The sequence below is a fragment of the Klebsiella sp. CB_Kp196 genome (genome assembly GCF_040061575.1).
GTDB lineage: Bacteria > Pseudomonadota > Gammaproteobacteria > Enterobacterales > Enterobacteriaceae > Klebsiella > Klebsiella michiganensis.
In genome coordinates this window covers 55,854-71,904 of the sequence record NZ_JBEAFH010000001.1, presented here as the reverse complement: position 1 = coordinate 71,904, position 16,051 = coordinate 55,854, and the positions used below count along the sequence as shown (strand labels likewise).

Genomic DNA, 16,051 nt, shown 5'->3' with positions numbered 1-16,051 from the left:
GGCTGTAAGTGTAAGGTAGTAAGACAACTAAGCGACCAAATAATGAACAAATCAGAATTCTACGCGGATTTGAACCGCGATTTTCAGGCGTTAATGGCAGGCGAAACCAGTTTTCTGGCGATGATTTCAAATACCAGCGCGCTGCTGTTCGAGCGGCTGACCGACGTGAACTGGGCCGGTTTCTATCTTCTGGAAGGTGACACGCTGGTGCTTGGCCCGTTCCAGGGCAAGCTGGCCTGCGTGCGGATTCCGGTCGGACGCGGCGTATGCGGGACTGCCGTCGCGCAGAATTGCGTGCAGCGGGTAGAGGATGTTCACGCGTTTGATGGGCACATCGCCTGTGACGCCGCCAGTAATTCGGAAATTGTCTTCCCGTTACGGGTGAACAATCAAACTATCGGCGTCCTGGATATCGATAGCACGGCGCATTCCCGCTTCACCGCTGAAGATGAGCAGGGACTGGCAGAACTGGTCGCGCATCTGGAAAAACTCATTTCTGCGACTGATTATCAAAAAATATTCACCCGCGTCGCAGGATAATCAACGGATAACGTAGCATTTACCGATGACGTCATTATAATGACGCCTGTTCATGCCTGCGGCTTGTTGGCTACGTCCGTTGTAATCAGGAAATTTCATGGAAAATCAACCTAAGTTGAATAGCAGTAAAGAAGTCATTGCGTTTCTGGCCGAACGTTTCCCTCAGTGTTTTAGCGCTGAAGGCGAAGCTCGCCCCCTGAAAGTCGGTATTTTTCAGGATCTCGTTGAGCGCGTTGGCGGAGAGATGAATCTCAGCAAAACCCAACTTCGCGCTGCTTTGCGTCTTTATACTTCGAGCTGGCGCTACCTGTACGGCGTTAAGCCTGGCGCAGTCCGCGTTGACCTTGACGGCAACCCGTGCGGCGAACTGGAAGAGCAGCACGTCGCTCATGCCCGTCAGCAGCTTGAAGAAGCAAAAGCCCGCGTCCAGGCGCAGCGCGAAGCGCAGCAGGCCAAAAAACGCGAAGCCGCTGCCGCAGCAGGCCAGCCGGAAGAGGGGGCACGTCGCGAGCGTAAACCGCGTCCTCAGCCTCAGGCGCGTCGTAAAGACGGCGCTGAGCAGCGTAAACCTCGCCCGGCAGCAGCAGCCAAAGCGCCGCGCGAAGAGCGTCATACCCCTGTATCAGATGTGTCTGTATTGACCGTTGGCCAGGCACTGAAGGTGAAAGCAGGCAATAATGCAATGGACGCCACCGTCCTGGAAATCACCAAAGATGGCGTTCGTGTACAGCTGACTTCTGGTATGTCAATGATTGTACGCGCAGAACACCTGGTGTTCTGAAACGGAGGCCGGGCCAGGCATGAACAAATTCTTTAAGCTCACCGCGTTGGCGGGCCTGCTGGTAATCGCAGGCCAGTCGTTCGCCGTGGACGATATCACCCGGATCGATCAAATCCCCGTGCTGAAAGAAGAGCCGCAGCACGCGACGGTGAGCGAGCGCGTCACATCGCGCTTTACCCGCTCTCACTACCGGCAGTTCGATCTTGATAATGCCTTTTCGGCAAAAATTTTCGATCGCTACCTGAACCTGCTCGACTACAGCCATAACGTGCTGTTAGCCAGCGACGTGGCCCAGTTTGCCGCGAAAAAGAATCAAATCGGCGATGAGCTGCGCAGCGGGAAGCTGGACGTTTTTTACGACCTGTATAACCTGGCGCAGAAGCGTCGATTTGAGCGTTATCAATATGCATTGAAAGTGCTGGAACGTCCGATGGACTTTACCGGCAATGACAACTTCAACCTTGACCGCAGCAAGTCTCCCTGGCCGAAAGATGAGGCCGAGCTGAATGCGCTGTGGGATGCCAAGGTGAAGTTTGATCAGCTCAGCCTCAAGCTGGCTGGCAAAGATGATAAAGAGATTCGCGAGACCCTAACCCGTCGCTACAAGTTTGCCATTCGCCGTCTGGCGCAAACCAATAGCGAAGACGTTTTCTCGCTGGCGATGACCGCCTTTGCGCGTGAAATCGACCCGCATACGAACTATCTCTCTCCGCGCAATACCGAACAGTTCAACACCGAAATGAGCCTGTCTCTCGAAGGTATCGGCGCGGTACTGCAGATGGATGACGACTACACGGTGATCAACTCACTTGTGGCCGGTGGTCCTGCGGCGAAGAGTAAATCCATCAGCGTGGGCGACCGTATCGTTGGCGTTGGCCAGCCGGGTAAAGGCATGGTTGATGTCATCGGCTGGCGTCTTGATGATGTCGTGGCGCTGATCAAAGGTCCCAAGGGCAGCAAGGTTCGTCTGGAAATTCTCCCGGCGGGTAAAGGCGCGAAAACGCGGATTGTGACCCTTACGCGCGAACGCATTCGTCTTGAAGACCGCGCGGTTAAGATGTCAGTCAAAACCGTCGGCAAAGAGAAGGTTGGCGTGCTGGATATTCCGGGTTTCTATGTTGGCCTGACGGACGACGTCAAGGTTCAGCTGCAGAAACTGGAGAAACAGAACGTTAGCAGCATCGTTATCGATCTGCGCAGCAACGGCGGCGGGGCGCTGACCGAAGCGGTTTCGCTTTCTGGCCTGTTTATTCCATCCGGCCCGGTTGTCCAGGTTCGCGATAATAACGGTAAGGTGCGTGAAGACAGCGATACCGACGGCGTGGTGTACTACAAAGGCCCGCTGGTGGTGCTGGTCGACCGTTTCAGCGCCTCGGCTTCTGAAATTTTCGCCGCCGCGATGCAGGACTATGGCCGCGCGCTGATCGTCGGTGAGCCGACCTTTGGCAAGGGGACCGTCCAGCAGTATCGTTCGCTGAACCGCATTTACGATCAGATGCTGCGCCCTGACTGGCCGGCGCTGGGGTCCGTACAGTACACCATCCAGAAATTCTACCGTATTAACGGCGGGAGTACTCAGCGCAAGGGTGTGACGCCGGACATCATGATGCCGACCGGAACCGAAGAGCGTGAAACCGGCGAGCAGTATGAAGATAACGCGCTGCCGTGGGATAGCGTCAATGCGGCAACCTTCGTGAAGTATGGTGACCTGACGCCGTTCGGAGCCGAGCTGCTGAAGCGCCACGATGCGCGTATCGCCAAGGATCCTGAGTTCCAGTACATCATGAAGGACATTGCTCGCTATAACGCGATGAAAGACAAACGCAACATCGTCTCCCTGAATTACGCGCAGCGTGAAAAGGAGAATGAAGAAGATGATGCAATTCGTCTGGCCCGCGTTAACGATCGCCTGAAACGCGAAGGCAAGCCGCTACTGAAAAAACTGGAAGATCTGCCGAAGGATTACCAGGAGCCTGACCCGTATCTTGATGAAACGGTTCATATTGCGCTCGACCTGGCCCATGAGGAAAAGGATCGGCCAGCGGTCGAGCCTCCGGCCAGTAAATAATCCCCCAACGGGCACACTAAGTTGTGCCCGTTTTCTTTCTCGCCTTTCCCAACGTTCATTGCCTGATTTCAACAAAATGTCAACGCTTTTGCCCAGCGTCAGCAATATGCTACAAAATGTAAAGTTGTGTCTTTATCGTGACTTAGCGGGGCCTGATGGTTGAAAATTGGTGTTCTACCCATACCATGTGGGTAATCGCATAGTGCGTTTTGTTAAATCGAGGTTAAAAGAAAATTATGATGCGAATCGCGCTTTTCCTGCTGACCAACCTGGCAGTGATGGTGGTGTTCGGGCTGGTGCTGAGCCTGACGGGAATTCAGTCAAGCAGCATGACCGGGCTGCTGATCATGGCCCTGTTGTTTGGTTTCGGCGGCTCAATCGTTTCGCTGCTGATGTCGAAATGGATGGCGCTGAAATCGGTGGGTGGGGAAGTCATTGAGCAGCCGCGTAACGAAACCGAGCGCTGGCTGATGAATACCGTCGCGCAGCAGGCGCGCCAGGCGGGTATCGCTATGCCGCAGGTCGCTATCTACCATGCGCCGGATATTAACGCCTTCGCGACCGGCGCGCGCCGCGATGCGTCGCTGGTGGCGGTCAGTACCGGGCTGCTGCAGAACATGAGCCGTGATGAAGCGGAAGCGGTTATCGCCCATGAGATTAGCCACATCGCCAACGGTGATATGGTCACCATGACGCTGATCCAGGGGGTAGTGAACACCTTCGTTATCTTTATCTCGCGCGTTATCGCGCAGATTGCGGCGGGCTTCCTCGGCGGCAACCGCGATGAAGGTGAAAGCAGCAACGGCAACCCGCTGATCTACTTTGCGGTCGCCACGGTGCTGGAGCTGGTATTTGGTATTCTGGCCAGCATCATCACTATGTGGTTCTCCCGCTACCGCGAGTTCCATGCGGACGCCGGTTCAGCGAAGCTGGTAGGGCGTGAGAAAATGATCGCCGCGCTGCAGCGTCTGAAAACCAGCTATGAGCCGCAGGAGGCCAGCAGCATGATGGCGTTCTGCATTAACGGCAAAGCGAAATCCATGAGCGAGCTGTTTATGACTCACCCGCCGCTGGATAAACGTATTGAAGCCCTGCGTAGCGGCGAATACTTGAAATAACCGTCGCGCCTGGCCCTGAAAACAAAAATCCGCAACCTTCGGGCTGCGGATTTTTTTATGCCGGTTTTTGCGTTACAGCCTGACGCGCGGCTGCGTGACGCGTAGCCCGCTGACGGCGGCCGCGACGACGGCAAACGTTCCGGCCAGCAGAAGCGCGGTATGGGTTCCGCTATTGCCCAGCAGGTTAAACAGCAGCGCCACCAGCGCGGCGCCAGTGCTCTGTCCAAGCAGGCGCGCGGTCCCCAGCATGCCGCTTGCGCCGCCGCTGCGATGAGCCGGCGCTGACGAGACGATGGTGTGATTGTTGGGGGACTGGAACAGACCAAAGCCCGCGCCGCAGAGCGCCATTCGCCAGATAATATCCAGGTCCGACGGCGCGGAGGGCAGTAAAGCCAGGCCGAACAGGCCGCAGGCCATGATGATTAGACCCATCGCGCCCAGCAGCCCGGCGTGAACTTTCTCAATCAAATATCCCGCCAGCGGCGCCATGACCATAGTGGCCAGCGGCCACGGCGTCAGGAGCAGACCGGTTTCTACCTCGCTACGCCCCATCATTGACTGCAGGAAGAACGGCAGCGAAACCATCGCCAGCATCTGGGCGCAAAAAGAGCATATCGACGTACAAATTGACAGAGAGAATAGCGGAATGCGCAGCAGGTCAACCGGCAGCAGGGGGACCGGCATTTTGAGCTGGCGGCGGACAAAAAAGAACCCGACGACCAGCATGGCCATAACCTCCGCCGCAACCAGCGCGCCTGACTGACCCTGAGCGAACCCGCCGAGGGCGGTAATCAGTAAGCCAAAAGTGAGGGCATTCATGATGGCGCTCGGCAGGTCGAAGCGGGTGACCTTGCTGCGGCCGGTGTTAGCAGGCAGATAGCGCATCGCGAGAAGCAGTGAAATAATCCCCAGCGGAACGTTAATCAGAAACAGCCATTGCCATGAAGCCATTGAGAGAATCGCGGCGGCGATGGTCGGCCCCGCCGCGGAGGAGACGGCCACCACGAAAGAGTTGATCCCCATCCCGCGGCCGAGAAAGCGCTGAGGATAAATCAGGCGAATCAGCGCGGTGTTAACGCTCATCAGCGCCGCGCCGCCGAGCCCCTGCGCCACGCGCGCCAGGGTCAGCATTTCCAGGCTTCTGGAGAGCGCGCAGGCCAGTGACGTGAAGGTAAAAAGCACCAGGCCGATTTTATAAATACGCCGGTAGCCGACCATATCGCCGAGGAAAGAGAGCGGCAGCAGCGCGATAACGATAGCAATTTGGTAGGCATTAACTATCCAGATTGAAGAGGCCGGGGATGCGTTTAAATCGCTGGCGATGGTCGGCAGGGCGACGTTGGCGATAGCGCCGTCCAGCACCGCCATCGCCAGGCCTAATACAATGGTCAGAATGGCGCCGTAACGCTGCGGTAAAGGCAGCCCATCGGAGATGTTTTTATCCATGTGAAGTCTGTATCTTATCGGGAACTATTAACTGGTTAATAATTTTAGCATTGATTATTCAGCGGCATGTCGCAGATTTGTAACGAATCGGCAGAAGAACGATTGCGGGTAACGGGATGCGAATTTATAATAAAAACCGGTTCTAATTTTTATAAAACAGTTGCGATGAGGTGATAAATGGCAGTTGCAGATTTGGATAAACAGCCAGATTCTGTCTCTTCGGTATTGAAGGTTTTTGGCATTCTGCAGGCGCTTGGCGAAGAGCGTGAAATTGGCATTACCGAACTGTCCCAGCGCGTCATGATGTCAAAAAGCACCGTTTATCGCTTTTTGCAGACCATGAAATCGCTGGGATACGTAGCTCAGGAAGGTGAGTCCGAGAAATATTCTCTGACCCTGAAACTCTTCGAACTTGGCGCGCGGGCTTTGCAGAACGTTGATTTGGTGCGCAGCGCTGATATTCAGATGCGCGAGCTTTCACGCCTGACGAAAGAGACCGTCCACCTGGGCGCCCTGGATGAAGACAGTATTGTTTACATCCACAAAATCGACTCAATGTACAATTTGCGCATGTATTCGCGCATCGGGCGTCGTAACCCGCTGTACAGCACCGCGATCGGTAAAGTGCTGCTGGCCTGGCGCGATCGTGCCGAGGTTGAGCAGATTCTGGAAGGGGTGGAGTACAAACGCAGCACCGACCGTACTATCACCAGCACCGAAGAGCTGCTGGCGGTTCTCGATAAGGTCCGCGAGCAGGGGTATGGCGAAGATAACGAAGAGCAGGAAGAGGGGCTGCGCTGCATCGGGGTTCCGGTTTTCGACCGCTTCGGCGTGGTTATCGCGGGCCTGAGTATCTCTTTCCCGACGCTGCGTTTCTCGGAAGAGCGCCTGAACGAGTACGTGGCGATGCTGCACACGGCGGCGCGTAAAATTTCAGAACAGATGGGCTACAACGATTATCCGTTCTGACCTTGTGCGTAAATCGGGCTACAGCGTCTGTAGCCCGATCGTGACTAGCCGTTATCGACTACCGTGGCGCTTTTTCGCAGGATAGGGCAATCAGTAATGCCGATAATACCGCTGCTGGAATGAACATATTGTGCGGTACTGATGCCGCGAGCCGTGAGATATTTACACTGCAATCCCAGCCCCCCGGCATTCTCACTGCTGCCCATTAATACGCCGTAGCCGCTTAATAATACGCCAATCCACAAGATAGCCAGCACCACAATGGTACGAATGATCAATCGCATTGTTGCCTCATTATTTGTATTATCCTTGCGTCCATTCTGGCATGAACATCGTTTGAAACAAGTCTATGATTCCTAAACTTGCCTTTCGTATTACAGTTAGCCGCGGTTTAAGAAGGTCATGTTATCCTGGCGACATCTGGTACTGATGCGGAGTGTGGAGTGAAAAAATTACGCTGGGTTTTGCTGATAGTCATCATCGCAGGTTGTTTACTGCTATGGACTCAGATGCTTAACGTAATGTGCGATCAGGATGTACAGTTCTTCAGCGGCATCTGCACTATCAATAAATTTATTCCCTGGTAAGACATTTTTAATATGACTGATTTTCTTCTGCCGCGCGGGTGGTAGAATAAACGCCTTCTCTTTGAGGTGGTGAAATGAGTGAGTTACTAAATCCTGGGATTGTAAGCCTGGCATCCGTGGCGCTTTCAGTTGTGCTGTTGCTTGTCGGCCTGTTGTTATGGTTTTTTGTTAATCGCGCCAGCTCGCGCGCTAATGAGCAGATAGCGCTGCTGCAGGCGCTGCTGGATCAGCAAAAGCGGCAAAACGCGCTGCTGCGCCGTCTCTGCGAGGCCAATGAGCCAGAGAAGGAGAGTGCCGCAGAACCTTCCATCGCCGAGAAGGGGAAAGGCGACGACGACTTCATTCGTCTGGTCGCAGAGCGCTAATCTGATTGTCAGGTGTACATCGTGACGGTGTGCGCCTGTATCTCCCCCGGTGTATAACGTATCCTTATCGATAAATTCTCTTCCGAACGTAAACCTGCCCACCGGCAAGCGGAGGCGGCGCGTTTATGCTCTCTTTAATTAGTTTGTTTAATTCATCAAATAAAAGAACAGGAAAGACCTGACTGTCATCAGGCGTTCATTATTGCGGTGAAGTATAGACAATATTTTAAGTACTTCAATTAACGCGCTTCGATATTATGCCATGGGCCTGTAAAGCAATTTTTCAACTATCGATATGAGCTTTTAAATGCATCTTTATGCAATGCTTTCTGACTCCCCCTAAAATTGGCAGCTTGGCTCTACGCGGGGCCCGGCAAGCTGAAGTCATTGAGCAATGGCGGATAAACTCCCAGGCAGGGGGCCGTCTCAGCGGCGCCAGCGCGGAGGGAGAAGGATAAGCCAGAGGAAGCAAAGTCGCATAAATGTGCAGGTGATCAAATGATTCCCTTATAATTTGTGCGAGCGATCGAGAGCCGTCTAAAAATGGCTTGCCATTATTTACGTAGTATGTGATAACACGTTTCGGGTTAAACGAGGTACAGTTCTGTTTATGTGTGGCATTTTCAGTAAAGAAGTCCTGAGTAAACACGTTGTCGTTGAATACCGCTTCTCTGCCGAACCTTATATTAGTGCCTCATGCAGTCATGTGTCAGTTTTATCTATGTAAGTGCCCCACGGGCGAAGAAAACAGTCTAAGGAATTTTGCAAATGGCAAAGATTAAAGGTCAAGTTAAGTGGTTCAACGAGTCTAAAGGTTTTGGCTTCATTACTCCGGCTGATGGCAGCAAAGATGTGTTCGTACACTTCTCCGCTATCCAGGGTAACGGCTTCAAAACTCTGGCTGAAGGCCAGAACGTTGAGTTCGAAATTCAGGACGGCCAGAAAGGTCCAGCTGCAGTTAACGTAACTGCTATCTGATTTAGACCACTGAATCTTGTAAGAAAGCCTCGCAGCCGCGGGGCTTTTTAGTCTTTATTGCAAATCATGTCATTTTTCCTCCCTCTGTTGCGCTTTGTTGCAAAACAACATCCTTATTAGCACTGTTTAGCAACCTGTTTTGTATATATCTGTTAAATCAGGTGGTTGCAAAATAATGATGGAGCTAAGGTGCAAAAGAACAAACTTAAGTCAGCCGCCAACTTTACCCCTCTGCGGTTTGGGTTGTTATGCGTGGCCATTCTTTGCTGTATGGGTCTGCTGCTGGCCCGGGTAGGCTGGCTGCAAATTGTCTCTCCCGACAATTTGGTTAAACAAGAAGATATGCGCTCCTTGCGCGAAGAGCCTATCGACGTGCAGCGCGGCATGATTAGCGATCGCGAGGGCCGCCCGCTGGCGGTTAGCGTGCCGGTGAGCGCCATCTGGATCGATCCGCAAACAACTCTCGCAAAAGGCGGCGTCGGATATGGCCCGCGCTGGCAGGCGATGGCGCAAGCTTTACACCTCAACCTTAGCGAGCTTGCCCATCGCGTGCAGGCGCATCCTCATGCGCGTTTTCTCTATCTGGCGCGCCAGATAAACCCGGAGCAGGCGGAGTGGATCGACAAGCTGCACCTGCTGGGGATTAATCTGCGCGATGAGTCGCGTCGTTTTTATCCCGCGGGGCACGTTGCGGCTAATCTGCTGGGCTTTACCAATATCGATAATCAAGGAATCGAGGGGGTAGAGAAAAGCTTTAATGCCCAGCTAACCGGTCAGCCCGGGCGTCGCCTGGTGCGCAAAGACCGGCACGGCAACGTCATCGAAAATATCACCGAAGTCCCGGCGGTCCCGGCCCACAATTTGCAGCTCAGTATCGATGAGCGTCTGCAAACGGTGACCGAGGACGCGCTGGATAACGCCGTGCGCTGGAACAAAGCGGAATCAGGGGCGGCGGTATTAATTAAAATTGATACCGGGGAAATCCTGTCGATGGCCAGCTACCCCGATTTCAACCCTAACAATCGCGATGACGCGAAGCTGGATGATTTCCGCAATCGCGCGATTAGCGATACTTTCGAGCCGGGGTCGACGGTTAAGCCGCTGGTGCTGATGACCGCGCTCCAGCAGGGCATTGTTCAGCCGGATAGCGTGGTGGATACCCATCCGTTTACCCTCGACGGTCATCGTATTCGCGACGTCGGTTACTACCCTGAGCTGTCCCTCACCGGCATTCTGCAAAAATCCAGCGATACCGGCGTTTCACATTTGTCGCTGGCCATGCCGATTCAACATCTTATCGATACCTATAAAGCGTTCGGTTTCGGCGACTCTACCGGTCTGGGATTAACCGGTGAAAGCGCCGGGCTGATGCCGCAGCGTCGCTACTGGGGACAGCTGGACCGGGCGACATTCGCCTTCGGTTACGGCCTGATGGTTACGCCGCTCCAGCTGGCGCACGTTTACGCAACTATTGGCAGCTACGGTATTGAGCGTCCGCTATCGATCACGCGTATCGATCCGCCGGTCATGGGCACCCGAGTGATGCCGGAGCAGATTGTGCATGAAGTCGAACATATGATGGAGAGCGTTGCCTTGCCGGGCGGCGGGGGCACAAAAGCGGCGGTGCGCGACTATCGGGTGGCGGTAAAAACCGGTACCGCCAAGAAAATTGGCCCTGACGGGAAATATATCGACAAATACGTGGCCTACACCGCAGGGGTGGCGCCCGCCAGTAACCCAAAATTTGCGCTGGTAGTGGTGATGAACGACCCCAGCAACGGTTCGTATTACGGTGGGGCAGTGTCGGCGCCGGTATTCAGCCAGATCATGGGCGATGTCCTGCGCCTGGAAAACGTGATGCCAGATGGGATGCCGCAGGGTTCTGAAAACCTGATCGTCATGCATCATGACGGCGTGCTGCCGCCTGCGCTGTAACGGTGGCCTGGAGGGGCGAATAGCGCTACACTTTCGCCCTTTCAGCACACCGGAGTTGCCATGTCTTACAGTTGCCCACTTTGCCACGCGCCGCTTGAGCGCCGCGATAATAGCTTTATCTGCCCGCAGCGGCATCAGTTCGATCTGGCGAAGGAAGGGTACGTCAATTTACTGCCGGTGCAGTTTAAGCGCTCCCGCGATCCGGGCGACAGCGCTGAAATGATGCAGGCCCGGCGGGCGTTTCTCGATGCGGGTCATTATCAGCCGCTTCGCGACGCGATCTGCGCTTATCTGCACACTTTCGCTCCGACCGATTTACTGGACATCGGCTGCGGGGAAGGCTACTACACCCACGCTTTTGCCGCCATCGCCAGCCGCAGCTGGGGTCTGGACGTGTCGAAATCCGCTATCCGCGCGGCGGCAAAACGGTACCCGCAGGTCAACTTTTGCGTCGCCTCCAGCCAGCGTTTACCGTTTGAGGATGCAAGCCTGGATGCGATAGTACGTATTTACGCCCCCTGCAATGCCGTTGAGCTGGCGCGCGTTGTCCGCCCCGGCGGCTGGGTCATCACCGCGACGCCGGGGCCTCGTCACCTGATGGAGCTGAAAGGGTTGATATACGACGAAGTGCGTTTGCACGAGCAAAACGCGGAAGAGATGGCAGGGTTTACGCTACGTCACCAGCAGCAGCTGGCCTATCCGATGCAGCTTAACGGCAGCGAGGCGGAAGCTTTACTGCAAATGACGCCGTTTGCGTGGCGGGCTAAGCCGCCGGTTCGGGAAGCGCTGCGTCAACAGGTGGGATTTGGCTGCCAGACCGATTTCGCCATTCACTGCTGGCAGCGCGACGCCTGAGGATCAGCCGGCGAAATGGCTCCAGAGGATCTGGGCGCCGATGCCAATCAGCACGATACCGCCTAGGATTTCTGCCCGTTTGCCGAGCAGCGGGCCGATAAAACGTCCCACCATCATACCGAGCGTCGACATTATCAGCGTGGCGCAGCCGATAGCCAGCGCGGTGGCGATAATGTTGACCTGCAGAAACGCCAGGCCAACGCCGACGGCCATGGCGTCAAGGCTGGTAGCGAATGCGGTGGTCACCAGCAGCCAGAAACCGTGGCGTCGCGGAGTTTCGCAGTCGTCGTCGTTGCCGCCGCGAAACCCTTCGATAACCATTCGACCGCCGAGAAACACCAGCAGCACAAAGGCAATCCAGTGGTTCCACTCGAGAACGAACTGGCTGGCAAGCATCCCCATTCCCCAACCGACCAGCGGCGTGAGCGTTTCGATAGCGCCAAAGATAAGACCCGTGCGCAGGGCTTCAGAAAATTTAGGTTTATGGAGAGTGGCGCCTTTGCCAATAGAGGCCGCGAAGGCGTCCATGGACATGCCGAAGGCAAGAAGAATTGTAGCGGATACATTCATGAGAGCGTCCTGACCGGGGATAATCCATATGACACATCGCCGCCCCCAGTAAAAATACGCAGCCCATCCTGAAGATGAGGCGCCGCGTACAGCAGCGATGCGTCTATGGTCTCGCCTGATTGAAGACGTTCTTCTTCAACCCGTACGTGCCACGTTTTGCAACGAGTATGTTGACACGTACATTTTCTGGCAGGCAGAAAATTGGCTACTCCCCAACGACGGGCGCAACCTTAACATAATTTTAGAATATAAAACAATAACAGAGTCAGGTTATTTTGCTAACCAAATGATAACGATTTTCATTTAAATTTAGAAGTGAATAATTCGTTAATAAATATCGGCGAATTAAACGAATGGAATATAGCCGCGGCTATATTCCATTCGCCGGGGAATGACAAAATATAGCGCAGGCTATATTTGTAACTCATTGAGTTGAAATGAGAAGTTTGTATATTTTTTCCAGGTCGTCGATATTTTGTACGCGAATTAGCAGGCGACGCTGCTCTAATTGCATAACCAGCACGCCATCTTCCGATAAATTCATCTCTTTAATACGCTTATATTCGATCCAGATATTGGCGAAAAAAAAGCCTTCTTTTTTGAAGATGATTTTGGGTGAACGGATCCAGAAAAGATATAACCCCATCAAGGCCAGGGCAGATAATAGCCAGGTGGTGATAAGTTCGCCCTGGCTGGCAATATTGTTATAAATCAGGATAGCAATGAGGCCGACGAAGATAATGCCATCGACGCGATTGCGGCGGAGCAGGGGGATAGCCAGCAAAACGGGGCCATTGCGGCGCGGCATGATGAACTGATCGTAAATCGCAAACGCGAGCAGAACGAGAATAAACAGGATTAACACCAGGTCCGTGATTGTCATCCATCCTCCAAATAAAAAAGCCGGGGGCAAGCCCCCGGCGCACAGCGTGTAGATTACTGGCCCAGCAGGCCGACAGCGTAGCCCGCGATACCGATGACGAAGAAGCCAACGATGATCCACAGGGCGTTAACTTTCTTGCGCAGCAGCCACATACAGGCGAAGGTCAGCAGCAGCGGCACCAGGCCCGGCATCAGCTGGTCAAGGATAGTCTGCACGGTGGTTACGCGCGTCTGGCCATCCTGACCGGTGATGGTGGAAACCACCAGCGGGATGTTCACGTGCGTCCACTTGTTAACCAATGCCCCCATGACAAACAGGCCGAGAATTGACGCCCCCTCGGTCAGTTTCTGCAGGAAGCCGCCGCCCATATCTTTAACGATATCGATACCTTTACGGTAACCGTACGCTACGCCGTAATAACGGGTCAGCAGACGCACCGCGTTAAACAGGATAAAGAACAGCAGAGGCCCGAGCAGACTGCCGCTCATGGCGATACCTGCGCCCAGCGCGGCGAACACCGGACGAACGGTACCCCAGAAGATAGGGTCGCCCACGCCGGCCAGCGGGCCCATCAGACCAACTTTGATACCGTTGATAGCACCATCGTCGATCTCTGCGCCGTTAGCACGCTGCTCTTCCATCGCCAGCGTTACGCCGAGAACCGGCGCCGCAACGTAGGGATGGGTGTTAAAGAACTCAAGGTGACGCTTAATCGCCTGTTTACGCGCATCGTTGTTCTCCGGATACAGGCGACGAATAGCCGGCACCATGGAGAAGCAGAAGCCCAGCGCCTGCATACGTTCGAAGTTCCATGAACCCTGGAACAGGTTAGAACGAATGAACACGCCACGAATATCACTCTGAGTCAGTTTTTTCTCGGTGGTATTTTTAGTCATATCAACCATTTCGCTCACCTGTTAGTCCAGTTCGTTGTCGAGATCGTTATTACCAGCAGCCTGCACAGGCGCACCCGCTACGCGGTTGTATTTCGGGCTCAGCTGGATGTAGAGCACCGCCATCACGGTACCAATTACACCCAGAGCAACCAGGTTGAAATCGGTGAACGCGGCGGTCACAAAGCCCAGGTAGAAGAACGGCATCAGGTAGCCTGCGCGCATCATGTTGATGACCATCGCGTAACCGACGACCACGATCATGCCGCCCGCGATGTTCAGACCGCCGGTAACCACTTCTGGAATGGCGTTCAGCATACCCTGTACTTCGCTGGTGCCGACGGAAATCGCCACGATAACGGCAGGGATAGCGATACGCATGGCCTGCAGGAACAGCGATGAAACGTGCAGCCAGGATATGGCCGTCAGGTTTCCATTCTCCGCGGCCTTATCCGCCGCGTGCTGGAAGGCAACGGTGATGGTACGAACGATAATGGTCAGAACCTGGCCTGCCGCGGCCAGCGGGATTGCCAGCGCGATACCGGCACCGATGCTTTGATGGCCGGCGATAACCAGAACGGTAGAGATGATAGAAGCAAGGGCGGCATCCGGCGCAACGGCCGCACCGATGTTCATCCAGCCCAGGGCGATCATTTCCAGGGTACCACCGATAATAATACCGGTTTTCATATCCCCGAGAACGGCGCCAATCAGCGTACAGGCCACCAGAGGACGGTGGAACTGAAATTCATCAAGTACCGACTCCATACCCGCAATACACGCGACGATGAACACCAGCACAATCTGAAGAAAGGTAATCTCCATTGTACTTCTCCTGTTGATTAAGTCTTAAGTTGAAAATTGCGTTGCGATCCGCGGGGTGACTTATTTCACCTTGGCGATCAGATCCATCATTTTCAGTTTCTGGTCGGTGGAAACTTTGCGGGCCTCCAGTTCGATACCGCGGGCATTCAGCTTTTTGAACGCTTCGATATCTTTCTCATCGACCGAAATGGCGTTGTTCACCTGCGTTTTACCCTGGCGGAAAGCCATGCCGCCGATGTTGACGCTGGTGATTTTCACACCGCCTTCAACCACGCGTTCAACGTCCGTTGGGTTAGTGAACAGCAGCATAATGCGCTCGCCTGCGTATTTGGGATTGTTATAGACGCGGATCATTTTCGCGACGTCTACAACGTGGGCGGTAACGCCCGGAGGAGCAACCTGAGTCAGCAGCGTTTTACGTACGGTATCCGCCGCAACTTCGTCGCTGACGACGATAATGCGGGAAACGTTGGTTTCTTTAGTCCAGCGAGTGGCGACCTGGCCGTGGATTAAACGGTCATCGATACGCGCAAGCCCGATAACCATGTAGTCGTTTGGACCCATTGGTTTCAATGGCGCAGCCGCTTTCGGGGCAGCCGCCTGAACCGGAGCAGGGGCGGCCTTTTCCACCGGCTTCGCTTTCAGCGCCTTAACGCCCTCGCGACCGGTTTCTACCGCCAGGGCAACCAGCTCATCGAACGACGGGTTGTCGTCACGCGCCATCAGCGTTTCAACCAGCATCGGAATATTAACGCCCGCGATGACTTCATAATGTTCTTTATCGACGACAATGCGGCTGGCCGCGTTAAACGGGCTGCCTCCCCATGTATCGACGAGAAATAACACGCCTTTTGCTGTATCCAGCTTTGCCAGCTGAGCGTTGTACTTTTCGATTAACGTTTCTGCGTTTTCGCCAGGGACGAAATCAATCCAGCCAACGTTTTCCTGTTCGCCCAGCAGCATTTCTGCCGTTTTTAACAGCTGTTCTGCAGCCCAACCATGTGTGCCTATTACAATAGCAATCGTCACTTGCTACCTCCTTTATAATCGTGAATGCATCATCTGTTCTGATACATCCTGAATCACTCTTGCGAACAAAATCGATTCAGTAAGGGTGTAAGATATAAAGTAATTACTACAGCGAATTATTTTAGACAGTGAAAAAATAATTAATGTGATGAAGCTCCGCTAATTATGCATCTGTTGGTAATTATTTTGCAGCGCAAAAAATAGTCTTA

At 54.1% G+C, this 16,051-nt stretch carries 18 protein-coding genes and 1 riboswitch; of the genes, 11 read left to right on the top strand and 7 right to left on the bottom strand.

Going from position 1 to position 16,051, the window contains the following annotated elements:
* Nucleotides 1–42 precede the first annotated feature (42 nt).
* The 4 genes from ABLU87_RS00335 (at nt 43) to htpX (ending at nt 4,507) form a co-directional block, all read left to right on the top strand.
* A complete protein-coding gene (locus tag ABLU87_RS00335) occupies nt 43–540 on the top strand; it encodes a GAF domain-containing protein (protein WP_025106141.1) in 498 nt (165 codons plus the stop codon).
* Nucleotides 541–637: 97 nt separating this feature from the next.
* Nucleotides 638–1,321 carry an RNA chaperone ProQ gene (gene proQ, locus ABLU87_RS00330; protein ID WP_004852059.1) on the top strand — a complete coding sequence of 228 codons (684 nt, stop codon included), beginning with the start codon at nt 638–640 and terminating at the stop codon, nt 1,319–1,321.
* Nucleotides 1,322–1,340: 19 nt separating this feature from the next.
* Entirely contained in the window at nt 1,341–3,389 is a 2,049-nt protein-coding gene (gene prc, locus ABLU87_RS00325; RefSeq protein WP_047723566.1) for a carboxy terminal-processing peptidase, read from the top strand.
* Nucleotides 3,390–3,625: 236 nt separating this feature from the next.
* A complete protein-coding gene (gene htpX, locus ABLU87_RS00320) occupies nt 3,626–4,507 on the top strand; it encodes a protease HtpX (protein ID WP_014229823.1) in 882 nt (293 codons plus the stop codon).
* Between the two features lie 72 nt (nt 4,508–4,579).
* Here the strand turns inward: htpX and ABLU87_RS00315 are convergent, their stop codons facing one another.
* Nucleotides 4,580–5,953, bottom strand: coding sequence for an MFS transporter (locus ABLU87_RS00315; RefSeq protein ID WP_048261011.1), 1,374 nt, complete (start codon nt 5,951–5,953; stop codon nt 4,580–4,582).
* Between the two features lie 177 nt (nt 5,954–6,130).
* Here ABLU87_RS00315 and kdgR point away from each other — a divergent pair, with 177 nt between their 5' ends.
* Nucleotides 6,131–6,922, top strand: a complete 792-nt coding sequence (kdgR, locus tag ABLU87_RS00310; RefSeq protein ID WP_004103314.1) for a DNA-binding transcriptional regulator KdgR — start codon at nt 6,131–6,133, stop codon at nt 6,920–6,922.
* A gap of 44 nt (nt 6,923–6,966) precedes the next feature.
* Here the strand turns inward: kdgR and ABLU87_RS00305 are convergent, their stop codons facing one another.
* Entirely contained in the window at nt 6,967–7,206 is a 240-nt protein-coding gene (locus ABLU87_RS00305; protein WP_004122000.1) for a YobH family protein, read from the bottom strand.
* 159 nt (nt 7,207–7,365) lie between these two features.
* Between ABLU87_RS00305 and mgrB the strand changes: the two genes are divergently transcribed.
* The 6 genes from mgrB (at nt 7,366) to rlmA (ending at nt 11,642) form a co-directional block, all read left to right on the top strand.
* Nucleotides 7,366–7,509, top strand: coding sequence for a PhoP/PhoQ regulator MgrB (mgrB, locus tag ABLU87_RS00300; RefSeq protein WP_002911375.1), 144 nt, complete (start codon nt 7,366–7,368; stop codon nt 7,507–7,509).
* Between the two features lie 74 nt (nt 7,510–7,583).
* A complete protein-coding gene (locus ABLU87_RS00295; protein ID WP_004103312.1) occupies nt 7,584–7,874 on the top strand; it encodes a YebO family protein in 291 nt (96 codons plus the stop codon).
* A 610-nt stretch (nt 7,875–8,484) separates the two neighbouring features.
* Complete coding sequence (locus ABLU87_RS00290) at nt 8,485–8,601, top strand: DUF2627 domain-containing protein (protein ID WP_004134862.1); 117 nt, start codon at nt 8,485–8,487, stop codon at nt 8,599–8,601.
* Between the two features lie 41 nt (nt 8,602–8,642).
* Nucleotides 8,643–8,852, top strand: coding sequence for a transcription antiterminator/RNA stability regulator CspE (gene cspE / locus ABLU87_RS00285; protein WP_001062678.1), 210 nt, complete (start codon nt 8,643–8,645; stop codon nt 8,850–8,852).
* Between the two features lie 189 nt (nt 8,853–9,041).
* Entirely contained in the window at nt 9,042–10,787 is a 1,746-nt protein-coding gene (ftsI, locus tag ABLU87_RS00280; protein ID WP_196941975.1) for a peptidoglycan glycosyltransferase FtsI, read from the top strand.
* A 60-nt stretch (nt 10,788–10,847) separates the two neighbouring features.
* Nucleotides 10,848–11,642 carry a 23S rRNA (guanine(745)-N(1))-methyltransferase gene (gene rlmA / locus ABLU87_RS00275; RefSeq protein ID WP_014229819.1) on the top strand — a complete coding sequence of 265 codons (795 nt, stop codon included), beginning with the start codon at nt 10,848–10,850 and terminating at the stop codon, nt 11,640–11,642.
* A gap of 3 nt (nt 11,643–11,645) precedes the next feature.
* Here rlmA and mntP read toward each other — a convergent pair whose 3' ends face one another.
* From mntP to manX, 5 genes are all read right to left on the bottom strand, one after another.
* Entirely contained in the window at nt 11,646–12,212 is a 567-nt protein-coding gene (gene mntP, locus ABLU87_RS00270) for a manganese efflux pump MntP (RefSeq protein WP_014229818.1), read from the bottom strand.
* A 71-nt stretch (nt 12,213–12,283) separates the two neighbouring features.
* Nucleotides 12,284–12,438, bottom strand: a riboswitch (yybP-ykoY riboswitch).
* A gap of 198 nt (nt 12,439–12,636) precedes the next feature.
* Nucleotides 12,637–13,095, bottom strand: coding sequence for a DUF986 family protein (locus ABLU87_RS00265; RefSeq protein WP_004852044.1), 459 nt, complete (start codon nt 13,093–13,095; stop codon nt 12,637–12,639).
* Between the two features lie 53 nt (nt 13,096–13,148).
* On the bottom strand, nt 13,149–14,000 hold the full coding sequence (locus ABLU87_RS00260) for a PTS mannose transporter subunit IID (protein WP_004103307.1): 852 nt from the start codon (nt 13,998–14,000) through the stop codon (nt 13,149–13,151).
* A 12-nt stretch (nt 14,001–14,012) separates the two neighbouring features.
* Nucleotides 14,013–14,813 carry a PTS mannose transporter subunit IIC gene (manY, locus tag ABLU87_RS00255; RefSeq protein WP_004103305.1) on the bottom strand — a complete coding sequence of 267 codons (801 nt, stop codon included), beginning with the start codon at nt 14,811–14,813 and terminating at the stop codon, nt 14,013–14,015.
* 60 nt (nt 14,814–14,873) lie between these two features.
* Entirely contained in the window at nt 14,874–15,842 is a 969-nt protein-coding gene (manX, locus tag ABLU87_RS00250) for a PTS mannose transporter subunit IIAB (protein ID WP_004103303.1), read from the bottom strand.
* Nucleotides 15,843–16,051: the final 209 nt, after the last annotated feature.

What these genes read in the sequence shown, in the direction of transcription:
- ABLU87_RS00335 (WP_025106141.1), top strand. Translation starts at nt 43, where the DNA reads ATGAACAAATCAGAATTCTACGCGGATTTGAACCGCGATTTTCAGGCG.
- proQ (WP_004852059.1), top strand. Translation starts at nt 638, where the DNA reads ATGGAAAATCAACCTAAGTTGAATAGCAGTAAAGAAGTCATTGCGTTT.
- prc (WP_047723566.1), top strand. Translation starts at nt 1,341, where the DNA reads ATGAACAAATTCTTTAAGCTCACCGCGTTGGCGGGCCTGCTGGTAATC.
- htpX (WP_014229823.1), top strand. Translation starts at nt 3,626, where the DNA reads ATGATGCGAATCGCGCTTTTCCTGCTGACCAACCTGGCAGTGATGGTG.
- ABLU87_RS00315 (WP_048261011.1), bottom strand. Translation starts at nt 5,953, where the DNA reads ATGGATAAAAACATCTCCGATGGGCTGCCTTTACCGCAGCGTTACGGC.
- kdgR (WP_004103314.1), top strand. Translation starts at nt 6,131, where the DNA reads ATGGCAGTTGCAGATTTGGATAAACAGCCAGATTCTGTCTCTTCGGTA.
- ABLU87_RS00305 (WP_004122000.1), bottom strand. Translation starts at nt 7,206, where the DNA reads ATGCGATTGATCATTCGTACCATTGTGGTGCTGGCTATCTTGTGGATT.
- ABLU87_RS00295 (WP_004103312.1), top strand. Translation starts at nt 7,584, where the DNA reads ATGAGTGAGTTACTAAATCCTGGGATTGTAAGCCTGGCATCCGTGGCG.
- ABLU87_RS00290 (WP_004134862.1), top strand. Translation starts at nt 8,485, where the DNA reads ATGTGTGGCATTTTCAGTAAAGAAGTCCTGAGTAAACACGTTGTCGTT.
- cspE (WP_001062678.1), top strand. Translation starts at nt 8,643, where the DNA reads ATGGCAAAGATTAAAGGTCAAGTTAAGTGGTTCAACGAGTCTAAAGGT.
- rlmA (WP_014229819.1), top strand. Translation starts at nt 10,848, where the DNA reads ATGTCTTACAGTTGCCCACTTTGCCACGCGCCGCTTGAGCGCCGCGAT.
- mntP (WP_014229818.1), bottom strand. Translation starts at nt 12,212, where the DNA reads ATGAATGTATCCGCTACAATTCTTCTTGCCTTCGGCATGTCCATGGAC.
- ABLU87_RS00265 (WP_004852044.1), bottom strand. Translation starts at nt 13,095, where the DNA reads ATGACAATCACGGACCTGGTGTTAATCCTGTTTATTCTCGTTCTGCTC.
- ABLU87_RS00260 (WP_004103307.1), bottom strand. Translation starts at nt 14,000, where the DNA reads ATGGTTGATATGACTAAAAATACCACCGAGAAAAAACTGACTCAGAGT.
- manY (WP_004103305.1), bottom strand. Translation starts at nt 14,813, where the DNA reads ATGGAGATTACCTTTCTTCAGATTGTGCTGGTGTTCATCGTCGCGTGT.